27 protein-coding genes are annotated in these 26723 nt (G+C 37.8%); 15 read left to right on the top strand and 12 right to left on the bottom strand.

All coding sequences use genetic code 11. The features are described 5' to 3' along the window. Window positions 1-54 precede the first annotated feature (54 nt). Both DRW42_RS08025 and DRW42_RS08020 read left to right on the top strand, forming a co-directional pair. Window positions 55-1179, top strand: a complete 1125-nt coding sequence (locus DRW42_RS08025) for a CofH family radical SAM protein (protein WP_113948304.1) — start codon at window positions 55-57, stop codon at window positions 1177-1179. A 224-nt stretch (window positions 1180-1403) separates the two neighbouring features. Beyond that, on the top strand, window positions 1404-2561 hold the full coding sequence (locus DRW42_RS08020; protein WP_113948303.1) for a DUF4848 domain-containing protein: 1158 nt from the start codon (window positions 1404-1406) through the stop codon (window positions 2559-2561). Window positions 2562-2886: 325 nt separating this feature from the next. Here the strand turns inward: DRW42_RS08020 and DRW42_RS08015 are convergent, their stop codons facing one another. Beyond that, on the bottom strand, window positions 2887-3783 hold the full coding sequence (locus DRW42_RS08015; protein WP_113948302.1) for a ferritin-like domain-containing protein: 897 nt from the start codon (window positions 3781-3783) through the stop codon (window positions 2887-2889). An 18-nt stretch (window positions 3784-3801) separates the two neighbouring features. Next, window positions 3802-4545, bottom strand: a complete 744-nt coding sequence (locus DRW42_RS08010) for a ferritin-like domain-containing protein (RefSeq protein WP_113948301.1) — start codon at window positions 4543-4545, stop codon at window positions 3802-3804. A gap of 124 nt (window positions 4546-4669) precedes the next feature. Here DRW42_RS08010 and DRW42_RS08005 point away from each other — a divergent pair, with 124 nt between their 5' ends. The 5 genes from DRW42_RS08005 to DRW42_RS07985 all read left to right on the top strand — a co-directional run bounded on the left by DRW42_RS08005 (window position 4670) and on the right by DRW42_RS07985 (window position 10745). Further along, complete coding sequence (locus tag DRW42_RS08005; protein WP_113948300.1) at window positions 4670-5455, top strand: LytR/AlgR family response regulator transcription factor; 786 nt, start codon at window positions 4670-4672, stop codon at window positions 5453-5455. Between the two features lie 22 nt (window positions 5456-5477). Then, a complete protein-coding gene (locus DRW42_RS08000; protein WP_113948324.1) occupies window positions 5478-8450 on the top strand; it encodes a ligand-binding sensor domain-containing protein in 2973 nt (990 codons plus the stop codon). Window positions 8451-8701: 251 nt separating this feature from the next. Continuing rightward, window positions 8702-9268: an SMC-Scp complex subunit ScpB gene (scpB, locus tag DRW42_RS07995; protein WP_113948299.1), complete on the top strand. Its 567-nt coding sequence runs from the start codon at window positions 8702-8704 to the stop codon at window positions 9266-9268. Window positions 9269-9355: 87 nt separating this feature from the next. Next, complete coding sequence (locus tag DRW42_RS07990; protein WP_113948298.1) at window positions 9356-9553, top strand: hypothetical protein; 198 nt, start codon at window positions 9356-9358, stop codon at window positions 9551-9553. Between the two features lie 73 nt (window positions 9554-9626). Further along, entirely contained in the window at window positions 9627-10745 is a 1119-nt protein-coding gene (locus tag DRW42_RS07985; RefSeq protein WP_113948297.1) for a GNAT family N-acetyltransferase, read from the top strand. Between the two features lie 590 nt (window positions 10746-11335). Here DRW42_RS07985 and DRW42_RS07980 read toward each other — a convergent pair. The 8 genes from DRW42_RS07980 to DRW42_RS07945 all read right to left on the bottom strand — a co-directional run bounded on the left by DRW42_RS07980 (window position 11336) and on the right by DRW42_RS07945 (window position 17874). Continuing rightward, entirely contained in the window at window positions 11336-12265 is a 930-nt protein-coding gene (locus DRW42_RS07980) for an EamA family transporter (protein WP_244215227.1), read from the bottom strand. A gap of 4 nt (window positions 12266-12269) precedes the next feature. Further along, the gene (locus tag DRW42_RS07975; RefSeq protein ID WP_113948295.1) at window positions 12270-12749 is read right to left on the bottom strand and encodes an Lrp/AsnC family transcriptional regulator; all 480 of its coding nucleotides are present in this window, start codon (window positions 12747-12749) and stop codon (window positions 12270-12272) included. A gap of 119 nt (window positions 12750-12868) precedes the next feature. Continuing rightward, the gene (locus tag DRW42_RS07970; RefSeq protein WP_113948294.1) at window positions 12869-13189 is read right to left on the bottom strand and encodes a helix-turn-helix domain-containing protein; all 321 of its coding nucleotides are present in this window, start codon (window positions 13187-13189) and stop codon (window positions 12869-12871) included. 93 nt (window positions 13190-13282) lie between these two features. Continuing rightward, entirely contained in the window at window positions 13283-14635 is a 1353-nt protein-coding gene (locus DRW42_RS07965) for a UDP-N-acetylmuramate--L-alanine ligase (RefSeq protein WP_113948293.1), read from the bottom strand. Between the two features lie 101 nt (window positions 14636-14736). Beyond that, window positions 14737-15576 (bottom strand): 50S ribosomal protein L11 methyltransferase, encoded by an 840-nt coding sequence (gene prmA / locus DRW42_RS07960; RefSeq protein ID WP_113948292.1) that lies wholly within the window; start codon window positions 15574-15576, stop codon window positions 14737-14739. After that, window positions 15577-16338, bottom strand: a complete 762-nt coding sequence (gene tpiA, locus DRW42_RS07955) for a triose-phosphate isomerase (protein WP_113948291.1) — start codon at window positions 16336-16338, stop codon at window positions 15577-15579. It lies immediately after the preceding gene. A 48-nt stretch (window positions 16339-16386) separates the two neighbouring features. Beyond that, the gene (locus tag DRW42_RS07950) at window positions 16387-17553 is read right to left on the bottom strand and encodes a putative sugar nucleotidyl transferase (protein ID WP_113948290.1); all 1167 of its coding nucleotides are present in this window, start codon (window positions 17551-17553) and stop codon (window positions 16387-16389) included. 72 nt (window positions 17554-17625) lie between these two features. Further along, window positions 17626-17874, bottom strand: coding sequence for a type B 50S ribosomal protein L31 (locus tag DRW42_RS07945; RefSeq protein ID WP_025142617.1), 249 nt, complete (start codon window positions 17872-17874; stop codon window positions 17626-17628). A 276-nt stretch (window positions 17875-18150) separates the two neighbouring features. On the opposite strand from DRW42_RS07945, the gene DRW42_RS28720 reads away from it, so the two are divergent. Together DRW42_RS28720 and DRW42_RS07940 are read left to right on the top strand one after the other, a co-directional pair. Further along, entirely contained in the window at window positions 18151-18318 is a 168-nt protein-coding gene (locus tag DRW42_RS28720) for a hypothetical protein (protein WP_158544299.1), read from the top strand. A gap of 8 nt (window positions 18319-18326) precedes the next feature. After that, complete coding sequence (locus tag DRW42_RS07940; RefSeq protein ID WP_113948289.1) at window positions 18327-19016, top strand: hypothetical protein; 690 nt, start codon at window positions 18327-18329, stop codon at window positions 19014-19016. Window positions 19017-19026: 10 nt separating this feature from the next. On the opposite strand, the gene DRW42_RS07935 is transcribed toward DRW42_RS07940, so the two are convergent. Together DRW42_RS07935 and mce are read right to left on the bottom strand one after the other, a co-directional pair. Next, complete coding sequence (locus tag DRW42_RS07935) at window positions 19027-19311, bottom strand: hypothetical protein (RefSeq protein WP_113948323.1); 285 nt, start codon at window positions 19309-19311, stop codon at window positions 19027-19029. Window positions 19312-19570: 259 nt separating this feature from the next. After that, complete coding sequence (gene mce, locus DRW42_RS07930) at window positions 19571-19978, bottom strand: methylmalonyl-CoA epimerase (RefSeq protein WP_113948288.1); 408 nt, start codon at window positions 19976-19978, stop codon at window positions 19571-19573. Window positions 19979-20095: 117 nt separating this feature from the next. Here mce and DRW42_RS07925 point away from each other — a divergent pair, with 117 nt between their 5' ends. The 6 genes from DRW42_RS07925 to lysS all read left to right on the top strand — a co-directional run bounded on the left by DRW42_RS07925 (window position 20096) and on the right by lysS (window position 26696). Beyond that, window positions 20096-21307, top strand: coding sequence for an IscS subfamily cysteine desulfurase (locus DRW42_RS07925; protein WP_113948287.1), 1212 nt, complete (start codon window positions 20096-20098; stop codon window positions 21305-21307). Between the two features lie 116 nt (window positions 21308-21423). Continuing rightward, complete coding sequence (gene iscU, locus DRW42_RS07920; RefSeq protein ID WP_025142622.1) at window positions 21424-21837, top strand: Fe-S cluster assembly scaffold IscU; 414 nt, start codon at window positions 21424-21426, stop codon at window positions 21835-21837. Between the two features lie 93 nt (window positions 21838-21930). After that, on the top strand, window positions 21931-22257 hold the full coding sequence (locus tag DRW42_RS07915; RefSeq protein WP_025142623.1) for a HesB/IscA family protein: 327 nt from the start codon (window positions 21931-21933) through the stop codon (window positions 22255-22257). Window positions 22258-22537: 280 nt separating this feature from the next. Then, window positions 22538-22816 carry a hypothetical protein gene (locus DRW42_RS07910; RefSeq protein WP_113948286.1) on the top strand — a complete coding sequence of 93 codons (279 nt, stop codon included), beginning with the start codon at window positions 22538-22540 and terminating at the stop codon, window positions 22814-22816. 134 nt (window positions 22817-22950) lie between these two features. Further along, entirely contained in the window at window positions 22951-24867 is a 1917-nt protein-coding gene (locus DRW42_RS07905) for an AMP-dependent synthetase/ligase (protein ID WP_113948285.1), read from the top strand. Between the two features lie 119 nt (window positions 24868-24986). Next, complete coding sequence (gene lysS / locus DRW42_RS07900; RefSeq protein ID WP_113948284.1) at window positions 24987-26696, top strand: lysine--tRNA ligase; 1710 nt, start codon at window positions 24987-24989, stop codon at window positions 26694-26696. Window positions 26697-26723: the final 27 nt, after the last annotated feature.

Here is a 26723-nt window from a genome sequence, read left to right as displayed (position 1 = left end):
CAAACCTCAAACCTTACCCCTTCAACCTTCCCTCCCTTTTACCTATCTTTGTATATGCAAACTGCAGATTTATTAAAACGCGCCTTAAATTTCGAGTTTCTTTCTCAGGAAGAAGGCGTATATCTATACCACCATGCCGACACAGCATCATTGATGTTTGTGGCCAATGAGCTAAGGAAAATTCAGGTACCTAGCGGTAAGGTAACCTGGCAAATCGACCGTAATGTAAATACCACCAACGTTTGTATTGCGAACTGCAAATTCTGTAACTTTTTCCGCAGGCCGGGGCATGATGAGAGTTATATTACCGATATTGAAACTTATAAGGTAAAAATTGAAGAAACCTTCCGCCTGGGGGGCGATCAGTTATTATTACAGGGTGGTCACCATCCTGATCTTGGTTTGGCCTTTTATGCCGATCTCTTCAAAAAATTAAAAGAATTATATCCTGATTTAAAACTTCATGCTTTAGGTCCGCCCGAAATTGCACACGTAGCAAAATTGGAAGGCATGACGCATACCGAGGTATTAAAAGTTTTAAAAGAAGCCGGAATGGACTCTTTACCTGGGGCCGGTGCCGAAATTTTAAACGACCGTGTGAGACGTTTAATTTCTAAAGGTAAGTGCGGCGGACAAGAATGGCTGGATGTAATGCGTGCCTGCCATCAGTTAGATATTACCACTTCTGCAACCATGATGTTTGGTCATGTAGAAACCATCGAAGAGCGTTTCGAACATTTGGTTTGGATCCGTCAGGTACAGAGTGAAAAACCTGCTGATGCAAATGGATTTTTGGCCTTTATTCCATGGCCTTTCCAGGATGATGGTACTTTATTAAAAAGACTTCGCGGCATTAGCAACAATGTAACAGCTGATGAATATATCCGTATGATTGCTTTAAGCCGGATTATGTTACCAAACATTAAAAATATCCAGGCCAGCTGGTTAACTGTTGGAAAAACTACGGCGCAGCTTTGTTTACATGCAGGTGCAAATGATTTTGGATCGATTATGATCGAAGAAAATGTAGTATCGGCTGCTGGTGCTCCACACCGTTTTACGGCCAATGGTATTCAGCAATCAATCAAAGCCGCAGGTTTCGAACCACAGTTACGCGGACAGAAATATAATTACAGGGATTTACCTGAGCATTTGGAAGAACAGGTGATTACTTACTGATAAACTCTTTTGTCTAAAAGAAGCCTCATAAGTTATAAACTTATGAGGCTTTTTTGTTAAAAAGCTAGAGTTTTTTTTTAAAAAAAAAGAACAATTTTTCATTAAAATTAACTTTTCACCACACATAAAAATCGCAAACAAATAAGGAATAAAATACAAATAAGAATAATAATACTACAAATGAAAATATTATATAACTACATTTATAGTAAATTTAAAATACTATGAAAAATAAAATCTATTTAATGCTCATCGCGTTCGCAGTAGTTAACTACTCATGCAAAAAGCAAAACACAACTATTGAAGAAGTTACTCCGGCTGAAGTAACATTAGAAAAAGACCATTTAGCATTCAAAGATTACTCGACATTTATTTCCTACTACAAGGCTCTTAAGGGAATGAGTAAAAGTCAAAGACAGTCCTGGGAAAGCTCACTGAATTTCACATCGCTTCAAACAACCTATGAAAAATTCAACGGCGAACTGGATAAACTTGAAAAAGAATCAAAGGATAAGGAAAATTATTTTAGAGGCTTTTCAGAACTCAAAGCGAAATATTCAGGATCTCTTATTTTTACTGAAGATAGCTATAGATTAAACAGTTCAGGTTCGACCGAGGCCATGCTCATCAATAAAGATGGATTTGTTAAGGTAGGTAATGATTATTTATATTTTAAAGAGACAGGAATGAAAACCTTTAAAGTAGATTCTTACGAAAAAGCACAAGAACTAAGTAAATCAAAAGCAGCATCCACAGAAACTCAACCACTATATGCCCAGGCACCTTCACCAAATAGTTTTTATCCAGCAATAGGTGGTTGGAATATTATTTATAAAGATCGAGGACGGCTTCTTTTTAGGGTCAAACTATATAACTTACATTCCAATGCCTTGGGCTACCAAAGTTTTGCATCTCTTGAGGGAATGGCAGAACATAGAAACGTTTTCGGGACCTATAGAGGTGTAAATATGTCTCCTGGTTTTACTCCAGATACTGGCTTCACACCTTATCTTGCAATATCTTATAATAACTTAACGAATGACCTATATGATATACTTCCACATTTGATAGATATGAAAGCTGACTTTTTTGATGGCCTTTCTAATATAGAACATTTCGACAGGGTGATGTGTATATCAAAAGGCCTTGAAAATAATCCACAAGCGGCATCATCAATCGTTAATTCTGGAAGTGAATTTTCTCATTACGCAGTTGAATCACAACATACAAACAGAAACGATATTTATTGGAGAGATATTGACAACAGTTTTGTTCAATTCTCGGTACTAGGTCAACCTGGATCTTTCCCATTTGGTAGTCCTGCCGTATTTTACGGACCTTTTACATTAGATTGCAAAAATGGAAGTGTGCAATATCAATAATCTTATCTTGAAAAGATAAATATTCAAGAAAACTCAGTTATACTTCACAAATAAAAAAAGCTATTTTCAAAATGAAAATAGCTTTTTTTATTATCTAAATTAGAAGAAATTGAAATTTTGATTTGCAAAATTCATTCACTCTGAATAAAGTTTAAATTGAACATAATATTTCAGCCTAGGTTTATACTTTTCCATCTGCATTACTTAATTGATAATATAATTACCAATTTAACAATTTTAAAATAAAGGGAAGTGAAACTAAGTTCCACCTCCCTACCTTAAACTAAACATTACCTAATCAATAATGTAAATATTTGTATTATGACTACAATTTTTTACCCGGTTGTAAAAACAGGTTAGCAATTGTAACTACACTTGCTTTATCTAATGGTTCATCGAAACTTTCAACCGCAATTGCTTTGGTAATCCCTGCATTACCACCTATTCCTACAATATTTGCCCCTGCCTGTACAGTTAAATCTTCTCCCGCATATACTGCATCAACCGCAGCTACGCCAGAGTCATTTGCCTGACCTGATGCACCTAAGCTTACCCAAGGTTTGTATACTGGACTTCCTCCCGAAGCTGCTGTGCGCATCTGGCGAATATGTGAAGCATGACGTGCTTCTACTGAGTGAATCTGCAATGCGACTTTTAATATTCCTGGATCTACCAACAAATTCCCTGCCTGACCTTTGTACGCTCTAACGCCAGTATCTTCAAAACCTTGTGCCACAGCTAAGAAGGTATTATAATCAGAATAAACCGTGGCAAATGCGCCACCTGCCCTGAAATCAGTATCAGCATAAGCAATTGGTGCACGAGCTGCACTTCCCAAAGTGGTTACCAATAAATCAACGTGTGCTTTCTCGTGATCGCGAATGGTGGTAATCGCTGCCTGGCTCGCTGCGTTAGGAAAATTAAAAGTAACATCAGTAACTGCTGATCCTGGAGTTTTGCCTACAATACAGTGGTTATAAAAATGGTATTCTAAATACTCTAGCGACAATGCGAAATTTAATACATCAACAACTGCAGCAGGTAAAGTAGTTTGTCCATAAGCTTTTTGGAACATTGAACTTAAAGCCAATGGTACAGCTGCTAAAGATATTTTTTTACCTACGTTGAAAAAGCTTTTCATTGCAGCTCTTCTTGGATTTAATCTTTCATAGATTTCACCATCAACTTTTTCGATTTCTTCTAATATATTTACGATATTCATGATTTCTGATTTTAAGAATTAAAGATTGATTACACTAACTTTGGTTTTGATATATTTTCCGGCAGCATTGGCAGCTAAAACCTTATCCGGTGTTAGAGCAGCATCTAAGCCTTTTCCGTTATCGGCACCCAAAGTAGCAAGGCTATTAAGATCTGCAAATGATCCGTTCGAAACCAAATCACGAATATATGCTGCGTGACGTGCCTCAACAGAAACAATTTTTCCTGCCAATAATAAATAAGCACCTGTTTTAATTCTCGGTCCTGCCCCATTATATGCCGCAACACCTAAATCTTCAAATGCCATTGCAGCTCCTAAAACGCTTGCCTCACTGGTAAAATCTATTGAAGAAAAATCAACTTCTAAACTTCCTATCGCATTAGTACTTAGAGCAGCTTTAAAAAATTCTCTATGCGCTATCTCATGAAACTGAATATCCTGGAAATACGCTTTTTTAGCAGCAGCATTTGTTCCTGTGAATTGAGTATTACTGTTGGCTACCTGAATATAAAACGCTGCTTCTAACTGCTCTAAAGCATAAGCATAATTTAATACACCGAAATCATCTTTAAAATCTAATGTTACACCACCATTCATTGTTGGATTTTCATAACCGCGGTCTTTTTTACAACCGGCAGCAACCAAAGCAATGGCAGCAGCACTTGCACCTGCATACTGAAGAAAAGATCTTCTGCCTACGGTGCTGTTTAACAAACGTTCATCTTGAAGTTCATTTTTTGTTTCTAGTTCATTGTTTTTCATAGTCATCTATGTTTAGTGGTTTTGAATTCGTTTGATGATACATACGTGACAATCAGAGTACTGGTTTTTTGTTTTTACATTTTTTTTTATAAGAGCATTTTAATACATTCACCAACCTATAGCCATGACTACATTAAAAGCCATTATTGTTGATGATGAGGAATTTGCCCGATCGTCGTTATTTTTTTTACTGCAACAGAACTGTGCACAGGTTGAAATTACCGGTATTGCCAGGTCGGTGGCAGAGGCAAAAGACATCTTAGCGCACCACCCCATCGATTTAATTTTTCTCGACATTGCCATGCCCGGAGGTAATGGTTTCGAACTAATACCCGATGCCCAAAAACACAACGCAGCAGTAATATTTACCACAGCTTACGATCAATATGCGCTAAAAGCGATTAAGGCCAATGCGCTCGATTATTTGTTAAAACCAATTGATATAGACGAGCTTAAAACTGCCGTAGAAAAGGTATTTCAGCATATTAAACTATTTAAAGGCCAGAATGAAAACGACGAAAGGATCAATAATCTGGCTTCAAGTTTAAGTTCCAGGGCCGAAATCAGGAAGCTTACTTTACCCTACGGGCAAGGTTTTAAAATGATCGATATTGACGACATTATCTATATAGAAGCCGATAGCAATTATTCTATCGTTCACTTAAACAGTCACGATAAAATTACTGTTTCGAAAGTTTTAAGGGAGTTTGAGGAATTGCTTCCAACCGATCAGTTTGTCAGGATTCACAAATCAAGTATTATCAATCTTAACCACTTAAAGGAATATAATTCTAAAAACGGACTTCAGGTTTTCTTAAAAAATGGCGAAAGCATCAACATTTCGAGAAGACGTGCAAGCGATTTTTTTGAAAAAATAAAGTTATTTACAAAAGCAAACAGTGACCACTAAACCACAAATAAAAGTTGGATTAATGCCTCAAAAAGCTATACTGAAGTTCAGCTTCAGCAGTTTTTTTATTGCTTTTTTATTTTCCGTACTGGGTTTTATAATTCCGGAAAGTCTTTCTGCGCAAACCACTTATCTGCCACATTATACCTCTAAAAATGGCTTAGCCAGCAACAACTGTTATTATATTTTACAGGATAAAAAGGGCTTTATCTGGATCGCTACGGATAACGGTTTAAGCCGTTTTGATGGCACCAATTTTCAGAATTTCACGATCGAGGATGGTCTGCCCGATACGCAGATCCTCCAGATGAAAGAAGATAAAGACGGACGGCTATGGTTTTTCGCGCTAAATGGTCAGCTGAGTTATCTAAAAGAAGGCAAATTCTACAACCAGGATAACGATGAATTACTAAAAAAATTAAACTTTAATACCGTAATTGTTTCATTTTTGGTCGATAAAGCCGGGAGGATCTGGCTCGGCACCAATGCCAACCTTATTGTTTGCTGGGATGGAAAAACAATTAAAAAATACATTTCCCCTAACCAGAATGATAAATTTATCAATGCTTTTATCCATGAAGATGAACAGGGAAATATTTTTGCCTACAGCGATTTAAGCGTGCAGCGGTTTAATGGAAAAACCTTTTCCATGGTAAAATCAAAGGTACAGCCACTTTCTTACATGACTGCCTCAAACAGTTCGCACCGGTCGTTATTTTATTTAGATAGCGGCGGATTAAAGCAATACCGGCATGGAATGATTAATAACCTGATCCCTATCCCGCAAAACCTGATTAAAAATATGTCGGGTTATTTTTATTACGATATTACCAGTAAAGAAGTGTGGTTATCGAACGCCAATGGCGCTTTTGCCCTTGATAAAAATGGTAAAACCGTTCAGTACTTACAGGATATTGCCGTTAACCAGGTGATAAAAGATAATAACCAGAATATTTGGTTTGCCACCAACCAGGGTATTTACATGCTCCCGAATTCGAATAACCGTTTATCCATTATCGATGCAGAATCGGGCCTCAGTAGTAATGTGATCAAAAGCATTACTAAAGATGGCAAAAACCGCCTGTGGCTGGGTACAGATGATGCCGTAATCGATGTTTTAAGCATTAATAATTATCAGGTAGATGAAGTTGGTCTGGATGATTTCAAAAAATACAAAACCATTAAACAGATTACCTATGATCCAAAAGATCAGTCCATTTATTTCGCATCCGATTATGGAATGGGTGTTTTTAAAAACATCTATAACGGTAGCGATGAGGTAAATTATTTAAAGGAATCGAACAATTCCATGTTTGTGATTAAACACTTTAGTATCGGTGGAAATAATAACCATTTAGCCCTTGCATTATCATCAGGTGTGGTCTTCCTTTCAGACAGGAGAAATAAATTTGAATTTAACGCCGCAAAATACCGCGAAAAGGAAGACTTTTTTAAAGACCGCTCTTACCATGTTTTTTACGACCGTGAAGGCAGTTTATGGTTTTCTAACATCAACGGCTTGTCGCAGTTTGCAAAAGGTAAACTGATTAAACATTATGAAAATCATCCCCTGCTTACCAAAAGAATAAACGATATCCAGGAACTTGCAGATGGTACACTTATTTTAGCTACCGATGGTTATGGCCTGATCTTTTATAAAGATAACCGCATTACGACCCAAATTACCCAAAAAGATGGTTTAACCAATAATATCTGCACCAAAATATTTATAAAAAATAACGAAATATGGGTATTGACCAATAAAGGCGTTAACAAAATTGCTGATTATCCCAATCAACCCAGCGTAGCCAATTTTGATTATGGAAAAGATCTTTTAAGCGACGATATCAACAGTTTATTTATTGATGATAGCACAGCTTACTTTGCAACAAACAAAGGCCTGATTTTATTCAAGTATAACAATAAAAATATCATTAAGAACCTGCCGAAAGTGTATGTTACCTCTATTATTAAAGATAATGAACGTTTACCGGTAGATCAGGGGAATTTCACCTTTGAAACGGGAAATAATACCATTTTATTCACTTTTAGCGCGGTTGATTTTACCACAAGTGATATTACTTACCGTTATCGTTTAAACGAAAATTCGCCCTGGATAGAAACCCGTACCAGGCGTTTGGATTTCTCGTCGCTCCAGCCCGGCGATTATGTTTTTGAGGTAAGTGCCAAAAGCCAGAACGGCAACTGGGGCGAATCGGCAAAAATCTCTTTCACCATTAAAAAACATTTCTGGCAAAGTTTGTGGTTTTTATCCATCTTAATCCTTTTAGTGGCTTATATTTTTTATAAAGTGGCTGTTTATATTACCCGCAAGCAGAAAGATAAAGAACAGGAACAGTTATTACTCAAAAACAAGGTACTTATGCTCGAGCAGCAGGCCTTACAGGCAATGATGAATCCGCATTTTGTATTTAACGTAATGAATTCTATCCAGCATTACATCAATACGCAGAATACGGCATCAGCAAATAAAGTTTTAACAGGATTTGCACGACTGATCAGAAAAAACCTCGAAATCTGTACAAAAAGTTATATTTCATTGGAAGAAGAACTGGAATATCTTAATCTTTATTTGAAACTTGAAAAAAACCGTTTCGGCGATAAACTTGAATATATTTTTAATATTGATGAAGATATCGATAAAGAAGAAACCTTTATCCCATCCATGCTGTTACAACCCTATGTAGAAAATGCAATATGGCATGGCATTATGCCAAAAGAAACCGGTGGCGAAATCCAGATCAATATTAAACTGCAGGATGAATTCTATTTAAACATCGAAATTATTGACGACGGGATTGGCATAGATAATTCGTTAAAGGATAAAAAGGAAAGCCATATCAGTAAAGGTATGCAGCTTACCAAAGAAAGATTACACCTTTTAGGGCAGATTGGAGCAAAACCTATACACCTAAATGTGAAACAAAATGTTATAAACGGTACCACAGTATCCATTTCTATACCGTTAAAATAGAAATTTTACCGTTTACTCAATTATTAATACCACTCACTAAATAGAACCTTGATCGAACCTTGTTTAGCCTTAAACTTGTGTTAGAAATAAACGATAGTGTTTATCAAAGACGTTCTTATAGAATTGATATAGATATTTAATAACCTAACCTAAAACTATATCTTAATTCAGGTTTCATTTGTGTGTTGAAAGCGGTCTTGTTTTTAAAAGCGAGACCGCTTTTTTTATGCCCAAAAATTCTATTTTTGTATATGCCCAATCACAACATCACCAGGCACATCGAAGCCCTCATATTCTCTTCCAGCCAAAGTATCGGTACTCAGGAAATCATATTAGCCCTTAACGCCGTTTTTAACGAAGAGTTTATCGAAAGCCAGGTATTCGAAAGCATCGAACAGATCAAAGAAAAATACAGTCAGGAAGATTTCGCCATAGAATTGGTTTATTTGAACAACGGTTATCAGTTCCTTACCAAAAAAGACTACCACGACACTGTTAACCAGTTACAGCTTCACCGCTCGAAGAAAAAATTGAGTCAGGCTGCAATGGAAACCCTTGCCATTATTGCCTACCGCCAGCCCATTACCAAACTCGAAATCGAACAGATCAGGGGGGTAAATTCAGACTACTCCGTACAACGTTTATTGGAAAAAGAACTGATCAGTATAGAAGGCAAAGCCGAAACACCTGGCAGGCCCATCCTGTATACCACCAGCACCTTATTTATGGATTATTTCGGTTTAAATAACTTAAGCCAGCTTCCACAGTTAAAAGATATCGTAAAAGAGGAAAATAGTGTAGGCGAAAAAGTTGAATAAATAATTTAATTTCTTTGCTTACAGGTTGTTATTAAAAAAAGTTTTTTTGTATTTTTAAACTATAAAAGCAATTTTTATTTTTGTGTTATGAAAGCGCCAAAGAAACTCCCAACTAAGCCGACTACTAAAAAACAGGTAGACGAAGATGATGATCTTGAAGATGATGACGATATTCAAACAACGAAAAAGAAGTCTCAAGATGATGATGATGACGACAATTTTGATCTTCCATTAGATGATATTGATAACTTCGATAATTTCGACGATGACGACGACGATTATTAATATTTAAAAAAACATATATTTGAAAAAGCATCCGCCCGCTTGGTAGGATGCTTTTTAATTTTAAAATGTGCCCATGCAAATTATATCCGTAAGCAATCCATCATTAAAAAAAGATTTTCTAAATACCCCTAAACTCTTATATAAAAACGACCAGAACTGGATCTGTCCGTTGGATAGCGAAGTAGAAAATGTTTTTAACCCGGATAAAAACACCTTTTTTGCACATGGAAAATGTACGCGCTGGGTTTTAAAAGATGACGCCGGTAAATTGATCGGTCGCGTAGCAGCTTTTATTAACGAGAAAAAAGCTTACCACTACGACCAGCCAACCGGCGGTATGGGGTTTTTCGAATGTATTGATGATGAAAAAGCAGCCTTTCTGTTATTCGATACCGCTAAAGCCTGGTTAACTGAAAATGGTATGAAAGCCATGGACGGGCCAATTAACTTCGGCGAAAACGACAGCTTTTGGGGTTTATTGGTTGATGGATTTACCCCTCCTTCTTTTGGGATGAATTATAACTTCCCCTATTATCAAAAGTTTTTCGATAAATATGGTTTTGTAACCGAATACGAACAATTAACCAATCACATTAACCTTACCATTCCTTTTCCCGAGCGTTTTACCAAAATTGCCAATTGGGTAAGAAATAAACCAGGCTATACCTTCGAATATTTCAGCAAGGCCAATGCAAGCAAATACATTAACGATTTAATGGAAATTTACAATGATGGCTGGCAGGATTTTGAAAACTTTGTTCCGATCAAAAAAGAAACACTCGAAGAAAGTTTTAAAAGTATGGAACCCATTATGGACGAACATTTGATCCAGTTTGCCTATTTTAATGGTGAGCCGGCATCTTTTGTGGTGTTAATTCCTGATGCCAACCAGATGATTAAAGGTTTTGATGGCAAATTGGGTTTAATTGAAAAATTAAAGTTTGCATACCGTCGATGGGTGGGTGTTACCCGCATGAGGGCCATTGTGATGGGTACAAAACCTAAATTCCAGAAACATGGCCTGGAATCAGTTCTTTTTATTCGTTTGGGCGAGTATGTGTTACCCAAAAACCAATACAAGGAGCTTGAATTAAGCTGGGTTGGCGATTTTAACGAACAGATGATCGCGATACACAAGGCTACGGGCGCTACCTTTGGCAAAAAGCATTTAACGATGCGCAAAATATTTTAACCGCCAAGGTTCGTGGTCGCCACGAACCTTTTTTTATTTTCCTGCCACGGAATCACTAAAAATACCCTTTTATCGTCCTCGTTTGTAACGAGGATGAAAGAGAATGGCGATTGTATCGCCAACAAAACTTCTTTTTTCGCATTATAAATGCGAATCTCGCTAATCCTCGTTACAAACGAGGACTATATTTTCTCTTCGCTAAGGTTCGTGTCGCCACGAACCTTTTTTTTATTTCCGTCTTACGGATTCACTAAAAATACGGACAACTTTCCATCCCTTTCATCGTCCTCGTTTGTAACGAGGATGAAGGAGAACGGCGATTGTATCGCCAACAAAACTTCTTTTTCGCATTACAAATGCGAATTTCGCTAATCCTCGTTAAAAAAGAGGACTATATTTTCTCTTCGCTAAGGTTCGTGTCACCACGAACCTTTTTTTATTTATTTTTGCCATGGATTCGCTGAAAACACGGATAACTTAATTTCAGTTTTTTTTAAGTTTTATGCAGCAGATTTCTCCATTCCGTTGCACTTCAGTCGAAATGACGATATGCCGTAGCTCGTGGCACCAAGAACCATTTTTATTTTCGCCTACGCTTTTTTATACTTTGGTAAATTAATCAACAACACACTTCCCAAAATAATGACCAAACCGATCACTTGTGTAATTCCAATTACTTCATTGGTAAAAGTTAAACTCAACAGTACTGCCACAACCGGGTTTACATAAGCATAAGTACTCACTTGTGTAGCCGGACGCACCTTTAACAACCATACGTAAGCGCTAAAGGCTGCGATTGAACCAAACAGGATCAAATATATGATCGATAGCCATGCATCGAGCGGTATGTTGCCCCAATCAAGCTGCTTAAACTCTGATTTTAATACCGCTCCTGGTAGAAAAGCCAAACTTGCCATTAACATTTGCCAGCCAGTATTAACCGAAACTGAACTTTCGGTAGTGGGATGATATTTCGAATAAAGCGAACCGCCAGCCCAGGCAATTGGTCCAAAAACGAGTAGTACCATACCAATAACCTGCAGATTACTTTGTGGTTTATCAAGCGTCTGCATAATCTGATCGCCAAACAAGATTACAACACCTAAAAAGCCGATAATCAAACCCGAAACAATATATTTATTACTCAAATTCTCTTTCCAGTGCGATTTATCCAGGATTACAAACCAGATTGCTGCCGAGGCCACCATGATAGCCACCAAACCGCTGGGAATAAACTGTTCTACCCAGATAACAATACCATTTCCAAAACCCAGCATTAAAATACCGCTTACCGTTGCAATTTTAATCGTTTTCAGGTTAAAAATCTCCTCCCCTTTTATTTTGCACCAGCCTAATAACAAAATACCTGCGATGGCAAACCTTACAATCCCTAATATAAAAGGAGGAAAACCGGCCAGTGCTTTCTGGATAAAAAAATAGGTAGAGCCCCATACAATATAAACAATGGCAAAGGCGAGATAAACCATTACCGGAGATGCTGTTTTATTTAAATTTGTCATGATTTTATTTTTGAGGAATTACCAGTTGTTGTTGTTCCTTTACCGTTTCTAACACAATAGTTGTTTTTACCGATAAAATATTGGGCACTTTGCTAAACTCATCGCGCAGCAAAGCCATTAATGAAGCCGAATCTGTTGTTCTCACCTTCACCAAGAAACAATCATCGCCTGCAATTACATGTACTTCCTGCACATCGGGAATTTTTGCCAGTTCGCTCGCCGTATCGTTACAGCTGAAACTTTGCGCAGATTTCATCGAAATAAATGCTAACAATTTTAAATCGACCGCAACAGGATTTACCTTGGCATTATACCCTGTAATCACGTTCTTTTTTTCAAGTTTTTTTACGCGCTCCAGTACAGCTGAAGGAACGAGATCCAATGCCTTAGCCAAATCTACGTTTGAGATCCGGGCATTATCCTGCATGAGTCTGAGTATAGCCAGATCGACATGATCAAGGCTAAAATTGTTTTCGATTACCATTCTGTAAAACTATAAATATTAAGAACATAATTCAAAATATTTTAAATAAAAATGAATTTTATTCTATTATATAGCTTTATTACGATAATTAGTCGGCTTAACAAGTGGAAATCCGAATTTTATATTCCGAGTTTATCGTATAGATCGATCACCTTTTTACGGAGTTTATTAATTTCTTCTTCTTTTTCGATCAGTTCTTTTTTAAGCGCCGCCAATTCTGAAGAAGAATCTGCCGATATTGATTTACCATCGATCAATAGTGCAACAGAAACTTTAAAAGTTTTGGAAATCTGGAGTAAACGGGAAATATTGAGATCGGTTTGTCCTGTCTCTATTTTGCAGAAAGCCGGGGTAGAAATATCTAATTTTTTGGCAGCATCAGCCTGACTTAAACCTAAGGCCAATCTGCTTTGTTTAATGCGGTCTCCGATGCTTTTCATTTATAGATTTGAGATACTAAATGTGAGATATGAGACTTGAGATGCTGGATATGAGATGGGGTTATCTTATGTCACAAATCTCACGTCTCATATCTATTTATCTAACGAAGCCGCAAGTTCGGGCAGATCGAAACCTGCGTAATTGCCGGAGCTCATCATTAGCAGGTTGGTATCCTTATAATTGAGGCTTAACAAATAACTTTTCAGTTTGGCAGCATCGTTAAAAAATTTCAATCTGGGATTGGCAAAAGCCTGTTGCACGTCATCTTCAGAAAAAGGTTCCATGCGTTTTTGCTCAAAAGATTTGATATCGATAAATACAATAGCCTCATCAGCTTTATCCATTGCACCGGTATATTCTTTTAAAAAATCTTTGTTCAAACTGCTAAAAGTGTGCAATTCGATACAGGCTACCAATTTACGATTGGTAAACTGCGCTTTAACCGCATCAATAGTAGCTTTTAATTTTGATGGCGAATGCGCAAAATCCTTATAAACATTTGTCGAATCATCAGCAGAAATTACTTCCAAACGTTTGGCTGCGCCAGTAAATGAAGCAATTGCAGCATCAAATTCTGTTTCACTGATATCCAACTCTTTACATACTAATTTAGCCGCATTCAGGTTCATCAGGTTGTGATCGCCAAAAATCTTTAGCGCCATTTCTTCCGGAAGCAGGTAAGTTATCCCATTTCTGATTTCATGTTCCGGAATGGCATAACCGATTTTAGTAATGTCTGCTTTCGAATTTGCTACAATTTCGTTCAGATCGGCATCTGCTCTACAATAAATCAAAGTACCCTTAGTTTCGATGGTATCGATAAATTTATCAAACTGCAACGTATAATCAGCATAAGTGGGAAAAACATTGATGTGATCCCAGGCAATACCACTAATTACGGCAACATTTGCTTTATAAAGGTGAAATTTAGGTCTTCTATCAATCGGCGACGATAAATATTCATCACCTTCAATTATCATTACGGGAGCTTCTTCGGTTACTTTAACCATGGTTTCGAAACCGGCCAGCTGTGCACCAACGAGGTAATCGAAATCGCGTTTATAATAATTTAATATGTGCAAAATCATGCTGGTAATGGTTGTTTTACCATGACTGCCACCAATTACTACACGCAGTTTGTTTTTGCTCTGTTCGTAAATATATTCGGGATAAGAATAGATTTTGACACCCAGCTCCTGCGCTTTTAACAATTCAGGATTATCGATCCTTGCGTGCATGCCTAAAATTACCGCATCAAGATCCTGCGAAATACGGTTTTCATCCCAACCCATTTCGGCAGGCAAAAGCCCATATTTATCCAAACGGGATTTTGCAGGTTCAAAAATCACATCATCAGAACCCGAAATCTGATATCCTTTTTTATGTAAGGCAATGGCGAGATTGTGCATGGCACTTCCACCGATTGCTATAAAATGTATGCGCATATTTTTAATTATTGAATGGAGGAATTAGAGAATGATTGAATTTTGAATGAATGAATTATTGAATGTGTGCTTCCCACATCATCCATTTTCCATCATACATCTTACTTCTTTTCAAATTGTGCCGCTACCCAGTCGCCGTTTTGTTTATGGTCAACGTATTTAATGCCATATTTAGCACATTCGGCTGTAATCATGCTTAAATCGGGATCTAAATAAAACCCACTAAAGAAAATTTTGCCTCCTGCTTTTAAAACTTCAGCATAACGGTGGATCTGATCTAAAAGGATGTTGCGGTTAATATTAGCAAAAATAACATCATATTCGTCATCAGGAATAACTTCTTTACTGCCGCAAAGTGCCTTTAAATTATCTACATGATTAAGTGCAGCATTTTCGATGGTACTTTGGTAACAGATGTCATCATAATCGATGGCCATTAAACTTTTAGCGCCCAGTTTCGCCGCCAGAATGGCTAAAATTCCAGTTCCGCAGCCCATATCAAGGATATTTTTATCTTTAAGATCAGCAGCTAAAATATACTGCATCACCATGGTAGTGGTTTGGTGGTGACCGGTACCAAAAGCCATTTTAGGATCAATTAAGATCTCGTAAGGATACGATGGCTGTGGCTCATGGAAGGTTGCCCTCACATAACACACATCATCAATAATCAGCGGACTAAAGTTCTTCTCCCATTCGGCATTCCAGTTTTCGTCGGCAACATCTTCTAAAGTATATTCGGTTGCAAATTCTTCACTATAATTACCCAGCAGATCTTTTAATTCCTGTTCGTTAAAATTATCCCTGATTATGAAAGCCGTAAATCCACCCTCACTATCTTCGAAAGTATCGAAGCCTAAATCGGCAAGATCGCTGATGAGCAGATCCTGTTGATAGTCTTCGATACCTTGGAATGTAAATATTGCTTTAATGTATTGCATTTAGCTATTTAATGCTTTAATAATATCTGTAAAATCGCGTGATTTTAATGATGCTCCACCAATCAGGCCACCATCAATATCTTTTTGAGAGAATAAACTCGCCGCATTACCAGGGTTACAGCTACCGCCATATAAAATTGTGGTATCATCAGCCACATTGAAACCATAATTTGCTTCAATTTCACTGCGGATAAAAGCATGGATATCCTGTGCCTGCTCAGGTGAAGCAGTTAAACCTGTTCCGATGGCCCAAACCGGCTCATAAGCAATCACAATCTTTTTGAAATCTTCTTCGGTTAAGCCAAAAATACCTTCTACAAGCTGTTTTTTCAACACTTCGTAATAGCTGCCATTGTTGCGCTCATCCAAAGTTTCGCCGATGCAGAAAATAGGAGTTAAACCATTGGCCAAAGCTGTTTTGGTTTTGGCAGCCAATAATTCATCGCTTTCAGCAAAATATTGTCTGCGCTCCGAGTGACCTAAAATCACATATTCTGCACCAACAGATTTTACCATTTTAGCCGAAGTTTCGCCTGTATAAGCACCGCTTTCTTTATCGCTGATGTTTTGAGCGCCAATTTTAACATCGTTACCACCCAATTTTGCCAAGCTGTTTAAATGAACAAACGGTGAGCAGATAATAGCCAGCTGATCGCCTTTGCGCTCATCTTTAACCATATTTACGATTTCGCTGAACAACGAAATACCTTCGTTGTAATCTAAGTTCATTTTCCAGTTACCGGCAACAATCTTTTTTCTCATTTTGTATTATTTAATGGTTGGTTGATCTTTTAAGATCAAGGTTTTATATTAAAATCGTCTATACGATTCGGTTAATTCAAATATTTTTGCAATAATGTTTTTATCAACTTCTCCTAAAGGTAGATTCTTTCTGGCGAATACCTTTTCGGTGGTTTCGAGCATTTTATCCAGTTTATACGCTTCAAAACTATTGCCCCCTCCCCAGCTAAAATCAGGAATATGGTTTGGTGGAAGTCCGCCGCCGAAAACATTAGCGCTAACCCCTACTACAGTACCGGTATTAAACATGGTATTGATGCCGGATTTAGCATGATCGGCCATAATTAAACCACAAAACTGCAGATTGGTATTCCGCATTTTCTGGTTTTCGTAATCGTAAAGTTTAACTTCTGCATAGTTATTCTTTAAGTTCGAATTGTTGGTATCGGCACCGATATTACACCACTCGCCCATTACGGAATTGCCTAAATAACCTTCGTGCCCTTTGGCCGAATTGCCCCAGATTACAGCGTTGTTAATTTCACCACCTACGCGACTATTCGGACCGATTGTAGTACCCGAATATATTTTAGCCCCCATTTTTACCGAAGAATTTTCGCAAAGTGCAAAAGATCCCCTGATTAAAGATCCTTCCCAAACTTCGGCATTTTTACCGATGTAGATCGGTCCGTAGCCACTATTAAGCACACTGCATTCAATTTTAGCACCTTCTTCGAGAAAAATATCCTCGCCCAGCAATTGGTTGGTATTACTTATTTTGGCCGAAGTACGTCCTTCGGTTAATAATTTAAAATCTTTTCTGATCTCGACAGGGTTATGACCGAAAATATGTTCGGGATGAACAATCTGTACAAAATCTTCCTTGTATTCAATTTGTTTTAATGATTTAACGGCTTCAAGATCGTGCTGATCGGCAATATAAGCTATAACAACATCTTTTTTATAAAGTGCTTCGCCTGATTTAAGGTTAGCAATGGCATTAAGCAAAGCTTCATCCGGACAAACAGATCCGTTTATAAATAAATCTGCATTAGGTTTCGGCGCAAATTTTATGGAAAGGTAATCCTGGGTATAAAAACCAAAATCGGCATTTAAATATCTGCCCCATTTTTCGGCAATGGTTAAAATACCAATACGCAGATCGGCCACAGGCCTGGTAAAAGTTAGCGGGCGGAGCGACGCCCAGCAAGAATCATCAAATAAATTGATTGTCATAAGCTGCAAAAATAAAAAAAGTCCCGATGCTTTTGGCAAAGGGACTTCAAAAAATGCTTTTTACAGCTAAAATTATTTCTTAGCGTAACGGTTTTTGAATTTATCGATACGTCCTGCAGTATCAACCAATTTCATTTTACCAGTATAAAAAGGGTGTGAAGTATGAGAAATCTCTAATTTATAAAGAGGATACTCGTTACCATCTTCCCATTTAATTGTTTCTTTAGTATCTACGCAAGATTTTGTTAAGAAAGCATATTCGTTAGACATATCTTTAAAAACAACTGGTCTGTAACTTGTTGGGTGCAAATCTTTTTTCATTTGAATATTATTTTTAGTTATTTGTGTGAAAGCATCAAGAACATTCTTGCAATTTGCTGGCAACAACGCTTATGACATTTCCTATTAGTCTTTCTACCTCTATTTTAGAGGATGCAAATATCTTAATTTTATTTTTGATTTACAAGCCTAATTAAAGAATTTTAAATTATCGGTTTTTTCTACTTCTTCTTTAGCTGAAAACACGCTGCAAAACTAAACTTTTTTGATCTTAATATTGTTTTTCAGATATTTAAAAAATATGTGTAAATTTGTTATATGAGAAAACACGGCGAATTAGATGGTATTATCCATGCCAATAGCAGCGGAAAGCTCTATATTAAAAGTCCCGATTTTTTTGCGCAACCCAGGATTATCCAAATGGTAAGCTCATTAATGGAATCGAGTATTTTTAAGAAAATAGAAAAGGATAAAAATAAGAAATAGCCTTATAGATGCCTTTTAACCTACTTTTATTTCCCCTTGTAGGCGGCTACTATATTTTAATCAGGTTCAGGTATCTGCGTTACGTACAATACCGGCTCGAAAGTCAGCGCATTTTATTAAATTCTGCTTTTGCAGGCATTCTGTTATTAGGTGCATGTTTTTTATTAAGGGCAATCCTGATTGCCATCTGGCCTGAAACCATAACACATCTTAGCAAACTACTTCCTATCCATGCGCCTTATTTCGGTACAACCAGCATGTCGTTATTTGTTGCCGTAGTGGCTACAGAAATTGCCAATTTATTTATCAACAGGCTTAAAGCTATTAAGAGGGCCATATCTACTTCGGGAAATGAATTTGAATTATTACTAAGTTCCTCTTTTTTTGACGCACATCTTTTACAGTTTACCATGGATAGCGGAAAATTTTACATCGGCTGGGTAAAAGAGCTCCCTAAACCCTTCACCACAAGTTATATCCGCATTACGCCTGCTTTTAGTGGTTACCGCAAGACTGATGATAAGGAATTGGTTTTTACCACCCAGTATTTAACGGTTTATGCCAGTTATATTGAAGATGGTTCCGTTGCCAATACAGATGAATTAAAAACCGATCTTGTATTAAAAGCGGATAAGATCAATTCCATCTCTTTTTTTGACATGGATATGTACAACCGCTTTAATCCTTCGCAGGAATAAATACGCCAGACTAATCTTTCTTCGGACTATATTTTGCCCAGGTTTCTATTTTAGCTTTCTGACGGGCAATGTATGCATCAGCAATTACTTCGGCAGAGCTAAGCCCTTCTACGGTTTCCAGCAGTTCTTTTAGTTTATACTGATCTACATCTGCCTTATATAAGATCTGTACCAGTTTTGGAAAATCGTTATCGATGAGATAGGCAAAAGCATCAACCATTGCAGCGCGTAACTGGCTTTCGGAGAGTTGATCCGGAATATCGAAATCTTTACTGATGATGCTGGTTAATGACACGGAATTAGGATTTTTGAGATTATAGGATTTTAAGATCAAGTTTTATTAGGCAATTTGCTAAAGCCAAGCACCGCAGGCCAAAGTTAAATAAACCTGATGGAAATGGCAGCGCCCGATTGAAAAGAGGGCCTAGAATGTACAGCAGGACTACAGATACGATGGAATACGGAACCATTCGTTTTCAAAAGACCCTGAAATAAATTCAAGGTGACGCCGGAGCTAAGCCATTTCCCATTTTACCTCTCCCATTTTCCATCCCCTAAACCCATTTAATTTCCTGGCAGATCTCGATCAGCACACCATTGGTATCTTTGGGATGCACAAAACACACCATTTTATTATCCGCCCCTTTTTTAGGCGACTCGTTTAGCAACACAAATCCTTCTTGATGTAAACGTTCCATTTCGGCAAGGATGTCATCAACTAAAAAAGCGATATGGTGAATCCCCTCTCCTTTTTTCTCGATAAATTTGGCAATTGCACTATCCGGAGTCGTGGCCTGGAGTAATTCTACCTTGTTTTCGCCTGTTTTAAAAAAGGCTGTGCTTACGGCTTCGGAAGTAACCTGCTCTGTTTTATAGCAATCGGTATTGAGCAGTTTCTCATAAATGGCGATGGAACGATTAAGGTCTTTTACCGCGATACCGATGTGTTCTATCTTTTTCATAGATTATAAGGTTATGTGAATGTAAAAATGCAGCTTTTCTCTATAAGCTCATAGCTATTATTTATAATTGTTAAATAAGTTTTTTCGTATCTTTGTGGTATAATTAACAGAATAGAGATGAAACAGCCGATATATTTAGATAATAATGCTACAACACCGTTAGATCCACGTGTGCTGGAAGCAATGCTACCTTACTTTACTGAAAAATTTGGAAACGCCGCAAGCCGTAACCATGCCTTTGGATGGGTGGCCGAAGAAGGTGTTGATTACGCCCGTGAGCAGGTAGCCAAATTAATCGGCTGTACTGAAAAAGAAATTATTTTTACATCAGGTGCTACCGAAGCCGATAACCTGGCTATTAAAGGTGTATTTGAGATGTACAAAGAAAAAGGTAACCACATCATTACTGCGGTTACTGAACATAAAGCGGTTTTAGATACCTGCAAACACTTAGAGAAAAATGGCGCACGCGTTACTTATTTAGGTGTTAAAGAAGACGGTTTAATTGATTTAGCTGAATTAGAAGCTGCTATGACACCTGAAACGATTTTAGTTTCTATCATGTATGGCAACAACGAAATCGGTGTAATTCAACCCGTTAAAGAAATTGCAGCCATTGCACACAAACACGGTGCTTTATTTATGACTGATGCTACACAGGCAGTTGGTAAAATTCCGGTTGATGTAAATGCTGATGGTATTGATTTAATGGCTTTCTCGGCACATAAAATGTATGGTCCGAAAGGTGTTGGTGTACTTTACGTTCGCCGTAAAAACCCAAGGGTTAAAGTAACTGCACAAATGGATGGCGGTGGCCACGAGCGTGGTATGCGTTCGGGTACGTTAAACGTTCCTGGTATTGTTGGTTTAGGAAAAGCCTGCGAACTTTGCCGTTTAGAAATGGAAAGTGAATCAGCACGTTTATCAGCTTTGCGTGATAAGTTGGAAACCACGCTGAACAAAATGGAAGAGAGTTATGTTAATGGTAATACACAACACCGTTTACCACATGTAGCCAACATCTCGTTCAAATATGTTGAAGGTGAAGGTTTAATGATGGCGATGAGTGATTTAGCAGTATCTTCAGGGTCGGCTTGTACTTCAGCTTCGTTAGAACCGTCATATGTATTGAAAAGTTTAGGTTTATCTGATGATTTAGCACACTCTTCTATCCGTTACGGTTTAGGAAGGTTTACGACAGAAGAAGAAATTGACCAGGCGATTGAAGTAACCCAAAAAGCGGTTAACCATTTAAGAGAACTTTCTCCACTTTGGGAAATGTTTAAAGAAGGAATCGATTTGAGTAAAATCGAGTGGGCAGAACACTAAGAAAGGTAGAAGGCTGGAAGGTTATAAGGCATAAGGATAATCGCCTGGCGCCAACCGCCCAACGCTAAACAAATAATTAAAAAATTGCTCCGTAAGGAGATTAAAAAAATAAAATCATGGCATATTCAGAAAAAGTAATTGACCATTACAATAACCCACGTAACGTAGGTACTTTAAATAAAGACAGCAAATTTGTAGGAACAGGATTAGTTGGTGCACCTGAGTGTGGCGACGTAATGCGTTTACAGATTGAAGTTGGCGAAGATAACGTAATCACTGATGCTAAATTTAAAACGTTTGGTTGTGGTTCGGCTATCGCTTCTTCTTCTTTAGCTACAGAATGGTTAAAAGGAAAAACAATTGATGAAGCTTTATCTATCGATAACATGGATATTGTTGAAGAATTGGCTTTACCTCCGGTAAAAATCCACTGCTCAGTTTTGGCAGAGGACGCAATTAAATCTGCGATTAACGATTACCGCGTTAAAAATGGCTTAGAAGCTATTGTATTAGAAAAATCGCACCACTAGGATTAGTAGCAAGTATTGGAGTATCAAGTATCAAGATAACTTATACTTGATACTTGATACTAATAACTTAATACTAAAAAACTTGATACTACTATGATTACGATAACAGATAAAGCAAAAGAAAAAATCACCCACTTAATGCAGGATTCGGAAATGGGTTCTGATTACTTTTTACGTGTTTCGGTAAAAGGTGGTGGCTGTTCGGGTTTATCATACAATCTTGATTTTGATAACGAAGAGCAAAAAGGCGATCAGTTTTTTGAAGACAGAGGAATCAAAATTGCGTTAGACATGAAATCATTCCTTTATCTGGCCGGAACTGAACTTGATTTCACGGATGGTTTAAACGGAAAAGGTTTTAATTTTATCAACCCGAATGCAAGCCGTAGCTGTGGCTGTGGTGAGAGTTTTTCAGTTTAATCGGATCTAAAATTTATAAGAAAAGGTTTCATTTTATGGAACCTTTTTTACGTTTCAGGAAGTTTGTTTTCACAGGCTTATTCTCCCATTTTTCCCGCAGATATTCGCAGATTTAAAATCAGCAGATAAGGCAGATTATTATTCTTTTCACTTGCATTCATATAAAATCGTCATCATGGCTAAGGCATATCAAAAAAAAGTAACAGTCTTTGCTGATGAAGTAAGCGCAATAGAAATAATGTGAAAACTTACTCTGCGCCCTGCCCATCCGGCATAGGACATGATGGAAGGAGAAAACGTTAAAGCTTTAGCATTTCTATTCAACCCAGCACAACCCAAAGCAGAATCAAGCGAGAGCGGTGGAATAAAGCAAGGAAAAAAGCCTAGATTCTGCCGCCGTCAAAGCTTTAAAGAATTTATCCGACATCAGATCCAAGCCTTGATTTTTGGTTACCTTTTTATCAAGAAAAAGGTAAGAGCCCTTCGGCGGCGGCGAGCCGAGGCAATACTGAGCAGATGGGCGGACAAATATTATTACGTAAAGGTCGTATCGAAGTAAAGCTAGTGTATTCTATAAAGATCCTTCGTTGCACTCAGGATGACAGGTATGGAAGAAACCCTAACGCCAATTTGTATTTTTAAACCAAAAAGCCTTATAATTGTTAATTATATTCAGCGAACCAATTACGAGCAATGCCATTAATAAACGAATTTTCAACGGTCCCTACCCTGTTGCGGAATGTTGTAAAAAATATACACCAACCACAAGAAACCTTTCTGATCCATAAACAGGGTGCAGAATGGGTTGAAATTTCTTACGAGGATACCCTAAAAAGAGCCGATGCAGTTTCTGCATTCTTTTTGGAAAAAGGCATAAAAAAAGGCGATCGTTTAGGTTTAATGATCGAAAATTCGCCTGAATACGTTTATTATGATCAGGGAATCCAGCAGATTGGTGTAATTAATGTTTCTATCTACCCTACGCTATCTGAGCAGGAAGTAGCTTATATTATTAATGACTCTGGCGTAAAAGCCATTCTTGTTGGGAATAATTTCCTATACCGCAAGGTTTTAAAAGTTGCTGCCAATTGTAAAGCATTAAAATATATCATCCCGGCTTTTAAGGATTTTGAAAAAGTTACTATCTCTGCAGATGTAAATGTAGAAGTAATCGCTTTTTCCGATATCTTGGCACTTAAACACCAGGTTACCGCAGCTGAAAGGGCCGAAATAGACCAGTGCAGAAGCTTAGTATTACCGGAAGATGTTTCTTCTTTAATATATACCTCTGGTACTACCGGCACGCCAAAAGGGGTAATGTTAACCCATTATAACTTCGTCAAAAATGTAGAGGTTTGTTTGCAGCAGATCCCGGTGATTGACCAAACAGAAACTTTCCTTTCGTTTTTACCATTGTCGCATGTGTTCGAGCGTACTGCTACCTATCATGTTTGCTGTGCTCAGGGCTGTAAAATTGCTTTCGCACAAAGTTTAGAGTTACTGGCAAAAAACATGGGTGAAGTGCGTCCAACCGTGATGAGCTGTGTGCCCCGTTTGCTGGAGCGTATACATGATAAAGCAATAAAAGGAGGAACCGCAGGTGGTGGAACAAAAGCAAAAATATTTACCTGGGCATTAGAAACCGGGAATAAATACCGCATAGCAAAAGAAGCTGGCAAAAATCCCGGGTTAATTCTATCTGCAAAAAAAGGCATAGCCGAGAAACTGGTGTTCAGCAAAATCAAAGAAAAAACTGGTGGGCGTTTAAAATTCATGATTTCCGGAGGTGCTGCCTTACCTAAAAATGTGGGTGAGTTTTTTGGCGATCTGGGCATTAAAATACTGGAAGGTTTTGGCTTAACAGAAACTTCGCCGGTAATGTCGGTTACGGAATACCACCGACAAGTTTATGGTACAGTAGGACGCATAATTCCCGGTATTGAGGTTGGGATACAGGATGTGGAAAGCAAAGAAATGCTCAGTATCCAAACACACAACACTTTTAACGAAGATTTTGAATGTGCAGAAGGTGAAGTAATTGTACGCGGACATTGTGTAATGAAAGGTTATTTTAACAAACCTGCAGAAACTGCCGAAGCAATTGATAAAGATATGTGGTTCCACACCGGCGATATTGGCCGGTTTTATAAAGGAAACCTGCAGATTACCGATCGTTTAAAAAACATGATCGTAAATGCCTATGGCAAAAATGTATATCCTACACCGGTAGAAAATATTTATTTAAAGAGTCCAAAAATTGACCAGTTATTTTTGATTGGCGATAAACGCGAATTTATTACCGCCATCATTATCCCAAACAGGGAAACACTCGAAGAAACCTTTAAACTTCAACCATCCTTTTTCGATGAAGCTGATCCTTTTATCCGTAACCAAGAAATTATCGACTGGATGGAGCAGGATATTAAGAAAATCTCTAACGAACTGGCTAAATTTGAACGCATTAAAAACTTCAAGATCAAACGTAATCCTTTCAATATCGATGAAGGAGAAATTACCCCAACCATGAAAGTTAAACGCCGCATTGTAGAAAAGAAATATGCGGATGCGATTAATGAGATGTATGAAGAAGGCGTAGAAGCAGAATCTTAGTTAAAACCAGATTGTATCCAACATCATTATCAATTAAAAAATCAATTTCTACTGCTTTAAGATGGCTTCGTTCCTCGCAATAACGAAGTAATTCATTACTTTTGCAAAAAATACCCGAAATGAGTATAGGATTATCAGAACAAGAAGTATTACGACGTGAGTCGTTAAAACAACTACGCCAGTTAGGCATTGAGCCTTATCCGGCAGAAGCATACGAAATTAATGTAACTGCTGCCTACATTTTAGCAAATTACGAAAAAGATAAAACTGCTTATAAGACCGTTAGTTTAGCAGGCCGTATTATGGGCCGTAACATTATGGGTGCAGCATCTTTTGCAGAATTACAGGATTCGACAGGCCGTATCCAGATTTATTTAAAGAGAGATGAGCTTTGTCCTGGCGATGATAAAACCTTATATAACACGGTATTCAAAAAGCTTTTGGATATCGGCGATTTTATCGGGATTACGGGTTACGTTTTTACCACTCAAACAGGAGAAATTTCTATCCATGTTACCGGTTTTACCGTTTTAGCTAAATCTTTACGCCCTTTACCTATTGTAAAACGTGATGATGAAGGCAATGTATATGATGGCTTTACCAATCCTGAACTGCGTTACCGCATGCGTTATGTAGATTTAACGGTAAATCCTGATTACAAACAGATTTTTATCAAACGCAGCAAGGTAATTAACAGCATGCGCAATTACTTTGATGAGCAAGGCTGGATGGAGGTAGAAACCCCTATCCTGCAGCCTATCCATGGTGGTGCCGCCGCACGTCCTTTTGCTACGCACCACAATACTTTGGATATGCCGCTTTACCTTCGTATTGCAAATGAGCTGTATCTGAAAAGACTGATTGTTGCAGGTTTCGACGGTGTTTACGAGTTCGGTAAAATGTTCCGCAACGAAGGCATGGACCGTACACATAATCCGGAATATACCTCAATGGAAATTTATATAGCCTATAAAGATTATATCTGGATGATGGCTATGGTTGAAGAATGTTTGGAAAAGGTAGCCATTGCAACCAATGGTTCTGCTGTAGTTAAAGTTGGCGAAAACGAAATCAATTTCGAAGGACCATACGAAAAACTGACCATGTACGAATCAATCCAAAAATACACCGGAATTGATGTTTCGAAAATGACTGAAGAAGAACTTTTGCAAACCTGTGCTTCTTTAGGTATCGAAACCGATTCTACCATGGGTCGTGGTAAATTAGTAGACGAAATTTTCAGCGAAAAAGTAGAAGCCAATTTAATCCAGCCTACTTTTATTACCGATTACCCAATCGAAATGACACCGCTTGCTAAAAAACACCGCAGCGCAGAAGGATTGGTAGAGCGTTTCGAAATTTTTGTGAATGGTAAAGAAATCGGAAATGCTTATTCAGAGCTGAACGATCCGATTGATCAGAAAGAACGTTTTGAAGATCAGCTGAAACTGGCCGATCGTGGTGATGCCGAGGCTATGGCAATGGACGACGATTTTGTACGTGCTTTAGAATATGGTATGCCTCCTACCTCGGGTTTAGGTTTTGGTATCGATCGTATCGTAATGTTAATGACCAATCAAAGTACCATCCAGGAAGTGTTATTCTTCCCGCAGATGCGTCCGGAGAAAAAGAAATTAGAGTTAACACCAGAAGAAGCAGAATTATATGCATTGGTTTCAGAAGGCGAACAATATCTGTTAACAGATGTAAAGGCAAAACTGGCCGATTGGAGCAATAAAAAGTGGGATACTACTTTAAAAGCATTAACCGGTAAAGGCATTTTAAAGGTTGCCAAAACCGATGATGGTTTGTTTTTATCACATAAATAGTTAAAAAAGGCTTTCCTAACGGTGAAA

Source organism: Pedobacter miscanthi (genome assembly GCF_003315595.1).
Classification (GTDB): Bacteria; Bacteroidota; Bacteroidia; order Sphingobacteriales; family Sphingobacteriaceae; genus Pedobacter; species Pedobacter miscanthi.
This window is presented reverse-complemented; position numbering and strand designations above follow the sequence as displayed.

Coding starts and splice junctions, on each gene's coding strand:
- lysS (WP_113948284.1), top strand. CDS start 24,987: ATGAGTATAGGATTATCAGAACAAGAAGTATTACGACGTGAGTCGTTA.
- DRW42_RS08015 (WP_113948302.1), bottom strand. CDS start 3,783: ATGAATATCGTAAATATATTAGAAGAAATCGAAAAAGTTGATGGTGAA.
- DRW42_RS07980 (WP_244215227.1), bottom strand. CDS start 12,265: ATGACAAATTTAAATAAAACAGCATCTCCGGTAATGGTTTATCTCGCC.
- DRW42_RS07965 (WP_113948293.1), bottom strand. CDS start 14,635: ATGCGCATACATTTTATAGCAATCGGTGGAAGTGCCATGCACAATCTC.
- DRW42_RS08000 (WP_113948324.1), top strand. CDS start 5,478: ATGCCTCAAAAAGCTATACTGAAGTTCAGCTTCAGCAGTTTTTTTATT.
- DRW42_RS07925 (WP_113948287.1), top strand. CDS start 20,096: ATGAAACAGCCGATATATTTAGATAATAATGCTACAACACCGTTAGAT.
- mce (WP_113948288.1), bottom strand. CDS start 19,978: ATGAAAAAGATAGAACACATCGGTATCGCGGTAAAAGACCTTAATCGT.
- prmA (WP_113948292.1), bottom strand. CDS start 15,576: ATGCAATACATTAAAGCAATATTTACATTCCAAGGTATCGAAGACTAT.
- DRW42_RS07990 (WP_113948298.1), top strand. CDS start 9,356: ATGAAAGCGCCAAAGAAACTCCCAACTAAGCCGACTACTAAAAAACAG.
- DRW42_RS07910 (WP_113948286.1), top strand. CDS start 22,538: ATGATGGAAGGAGAAAACGTTAAAGCTTTAGCATTTCTATTCAACCCA.
- DRW42_RS08020 (WP_113948303.1), top strand. CDS start 1,404: ATGAAAAATAAAATCTATTTAATGCTCATCGCGTTCGCAGTAGTTAAC.
- DRW42_RS07970 (WP_113948294.1), bottom strand. CDS start 13,189: ATGAAAAGCATCGGAGACCGCATTAAACAAAGCAGATTGGCCTTAGGT.
- DRW42_RS07915 (WP_025142623.1), top strand. CDS start 21,931: ATGATTACGATAACAGATAAAGCAAAAGAAAAAATCACCCACTTAATG.
- DRW42_RS07945 (WP_025142617.1), bottom strand. CDS start 17,874: ATGAAAAAAGATTTGCACCCAACAAGTTACAGACCAGTTGTTTTTAAA.
- DRW42_RS28720 (WP_158544299.1), top strand. CDS start 18,151: ATGAGAAAACACGGCGAATTAGATGGTATTATCCATGCCAATAGCAGC.
- DRW42_RS07905 (WP_113948285.1), top strand. CDS start 22,951: ATGCCATTAATAAACGAATTTTCAACGGTCCCTACCCTGTTGCGGAAT.
- iscU (WP_025142622.1), top strand. CDS start 21,424: ATGGCATATTCAGAAAAAGTAATTGACCATTACAATAACCCACGTAAC.
- DRW42_RS08025 (WP_113948304.1), top strand. CDS start 55: ATGCAAACTGCAGATTTATTAAAACGCGCCTTAAATTTCGAGTTTCTT.
- DRW42_RS07975 (WP_113948295.1), bottom strand. CDS start 12,749: ATGGTAATCGAAAACAATTTTAGCCTTGATCATGTCGATCTGGCTATA.
- DRW42_RS08005 (WP_113948300.1), top strand. CDS start 4,670: ATGACTACATTAAAAGCCATTATTGTTGATGATGAGGAATTTGCCCGA.
- DRW42_RS07940 (WP_113948289.1), top strand. CDS start 18,327: ATGCCTTTTAACCTACTTTTATTTCCCCTTGTAGGCGGCTACTATATT.
- scpB (WP_113948299.1), top strand. CDS start 8,702: ATGCCCAATCACAACATCACCAGGCACATCGAAGCCCTCATATTCTCT.
- DRW42_RS07985 (WP_113948297.1), top strand. CDS start 9,627: ATGCAAATTATATCCGTAAGCAATCCATCATTAAAAAAAGATTTTCTA.
- tpiA (WP_113948291.1), bottom strand. CDS start 16,338: ATGAGAAAAAAGATTGTTGCCGGTAACTGGAAAATGAACTTAGATTAC.
- DRW42_RS08010 (WP_113948301.1), bottom strand. CDS start 4,545: ATGAAAAACAATGAACTAGAAACAAAAAATGAACTTCAAGATGAACGT.
- DRW42_RS07950 (WP_113948290.1), bottom strand. CDS start 17,553: ATGACAATCAATTTATTTGATGATTCTTGCTGGGCGTCGCTCCGCCCG.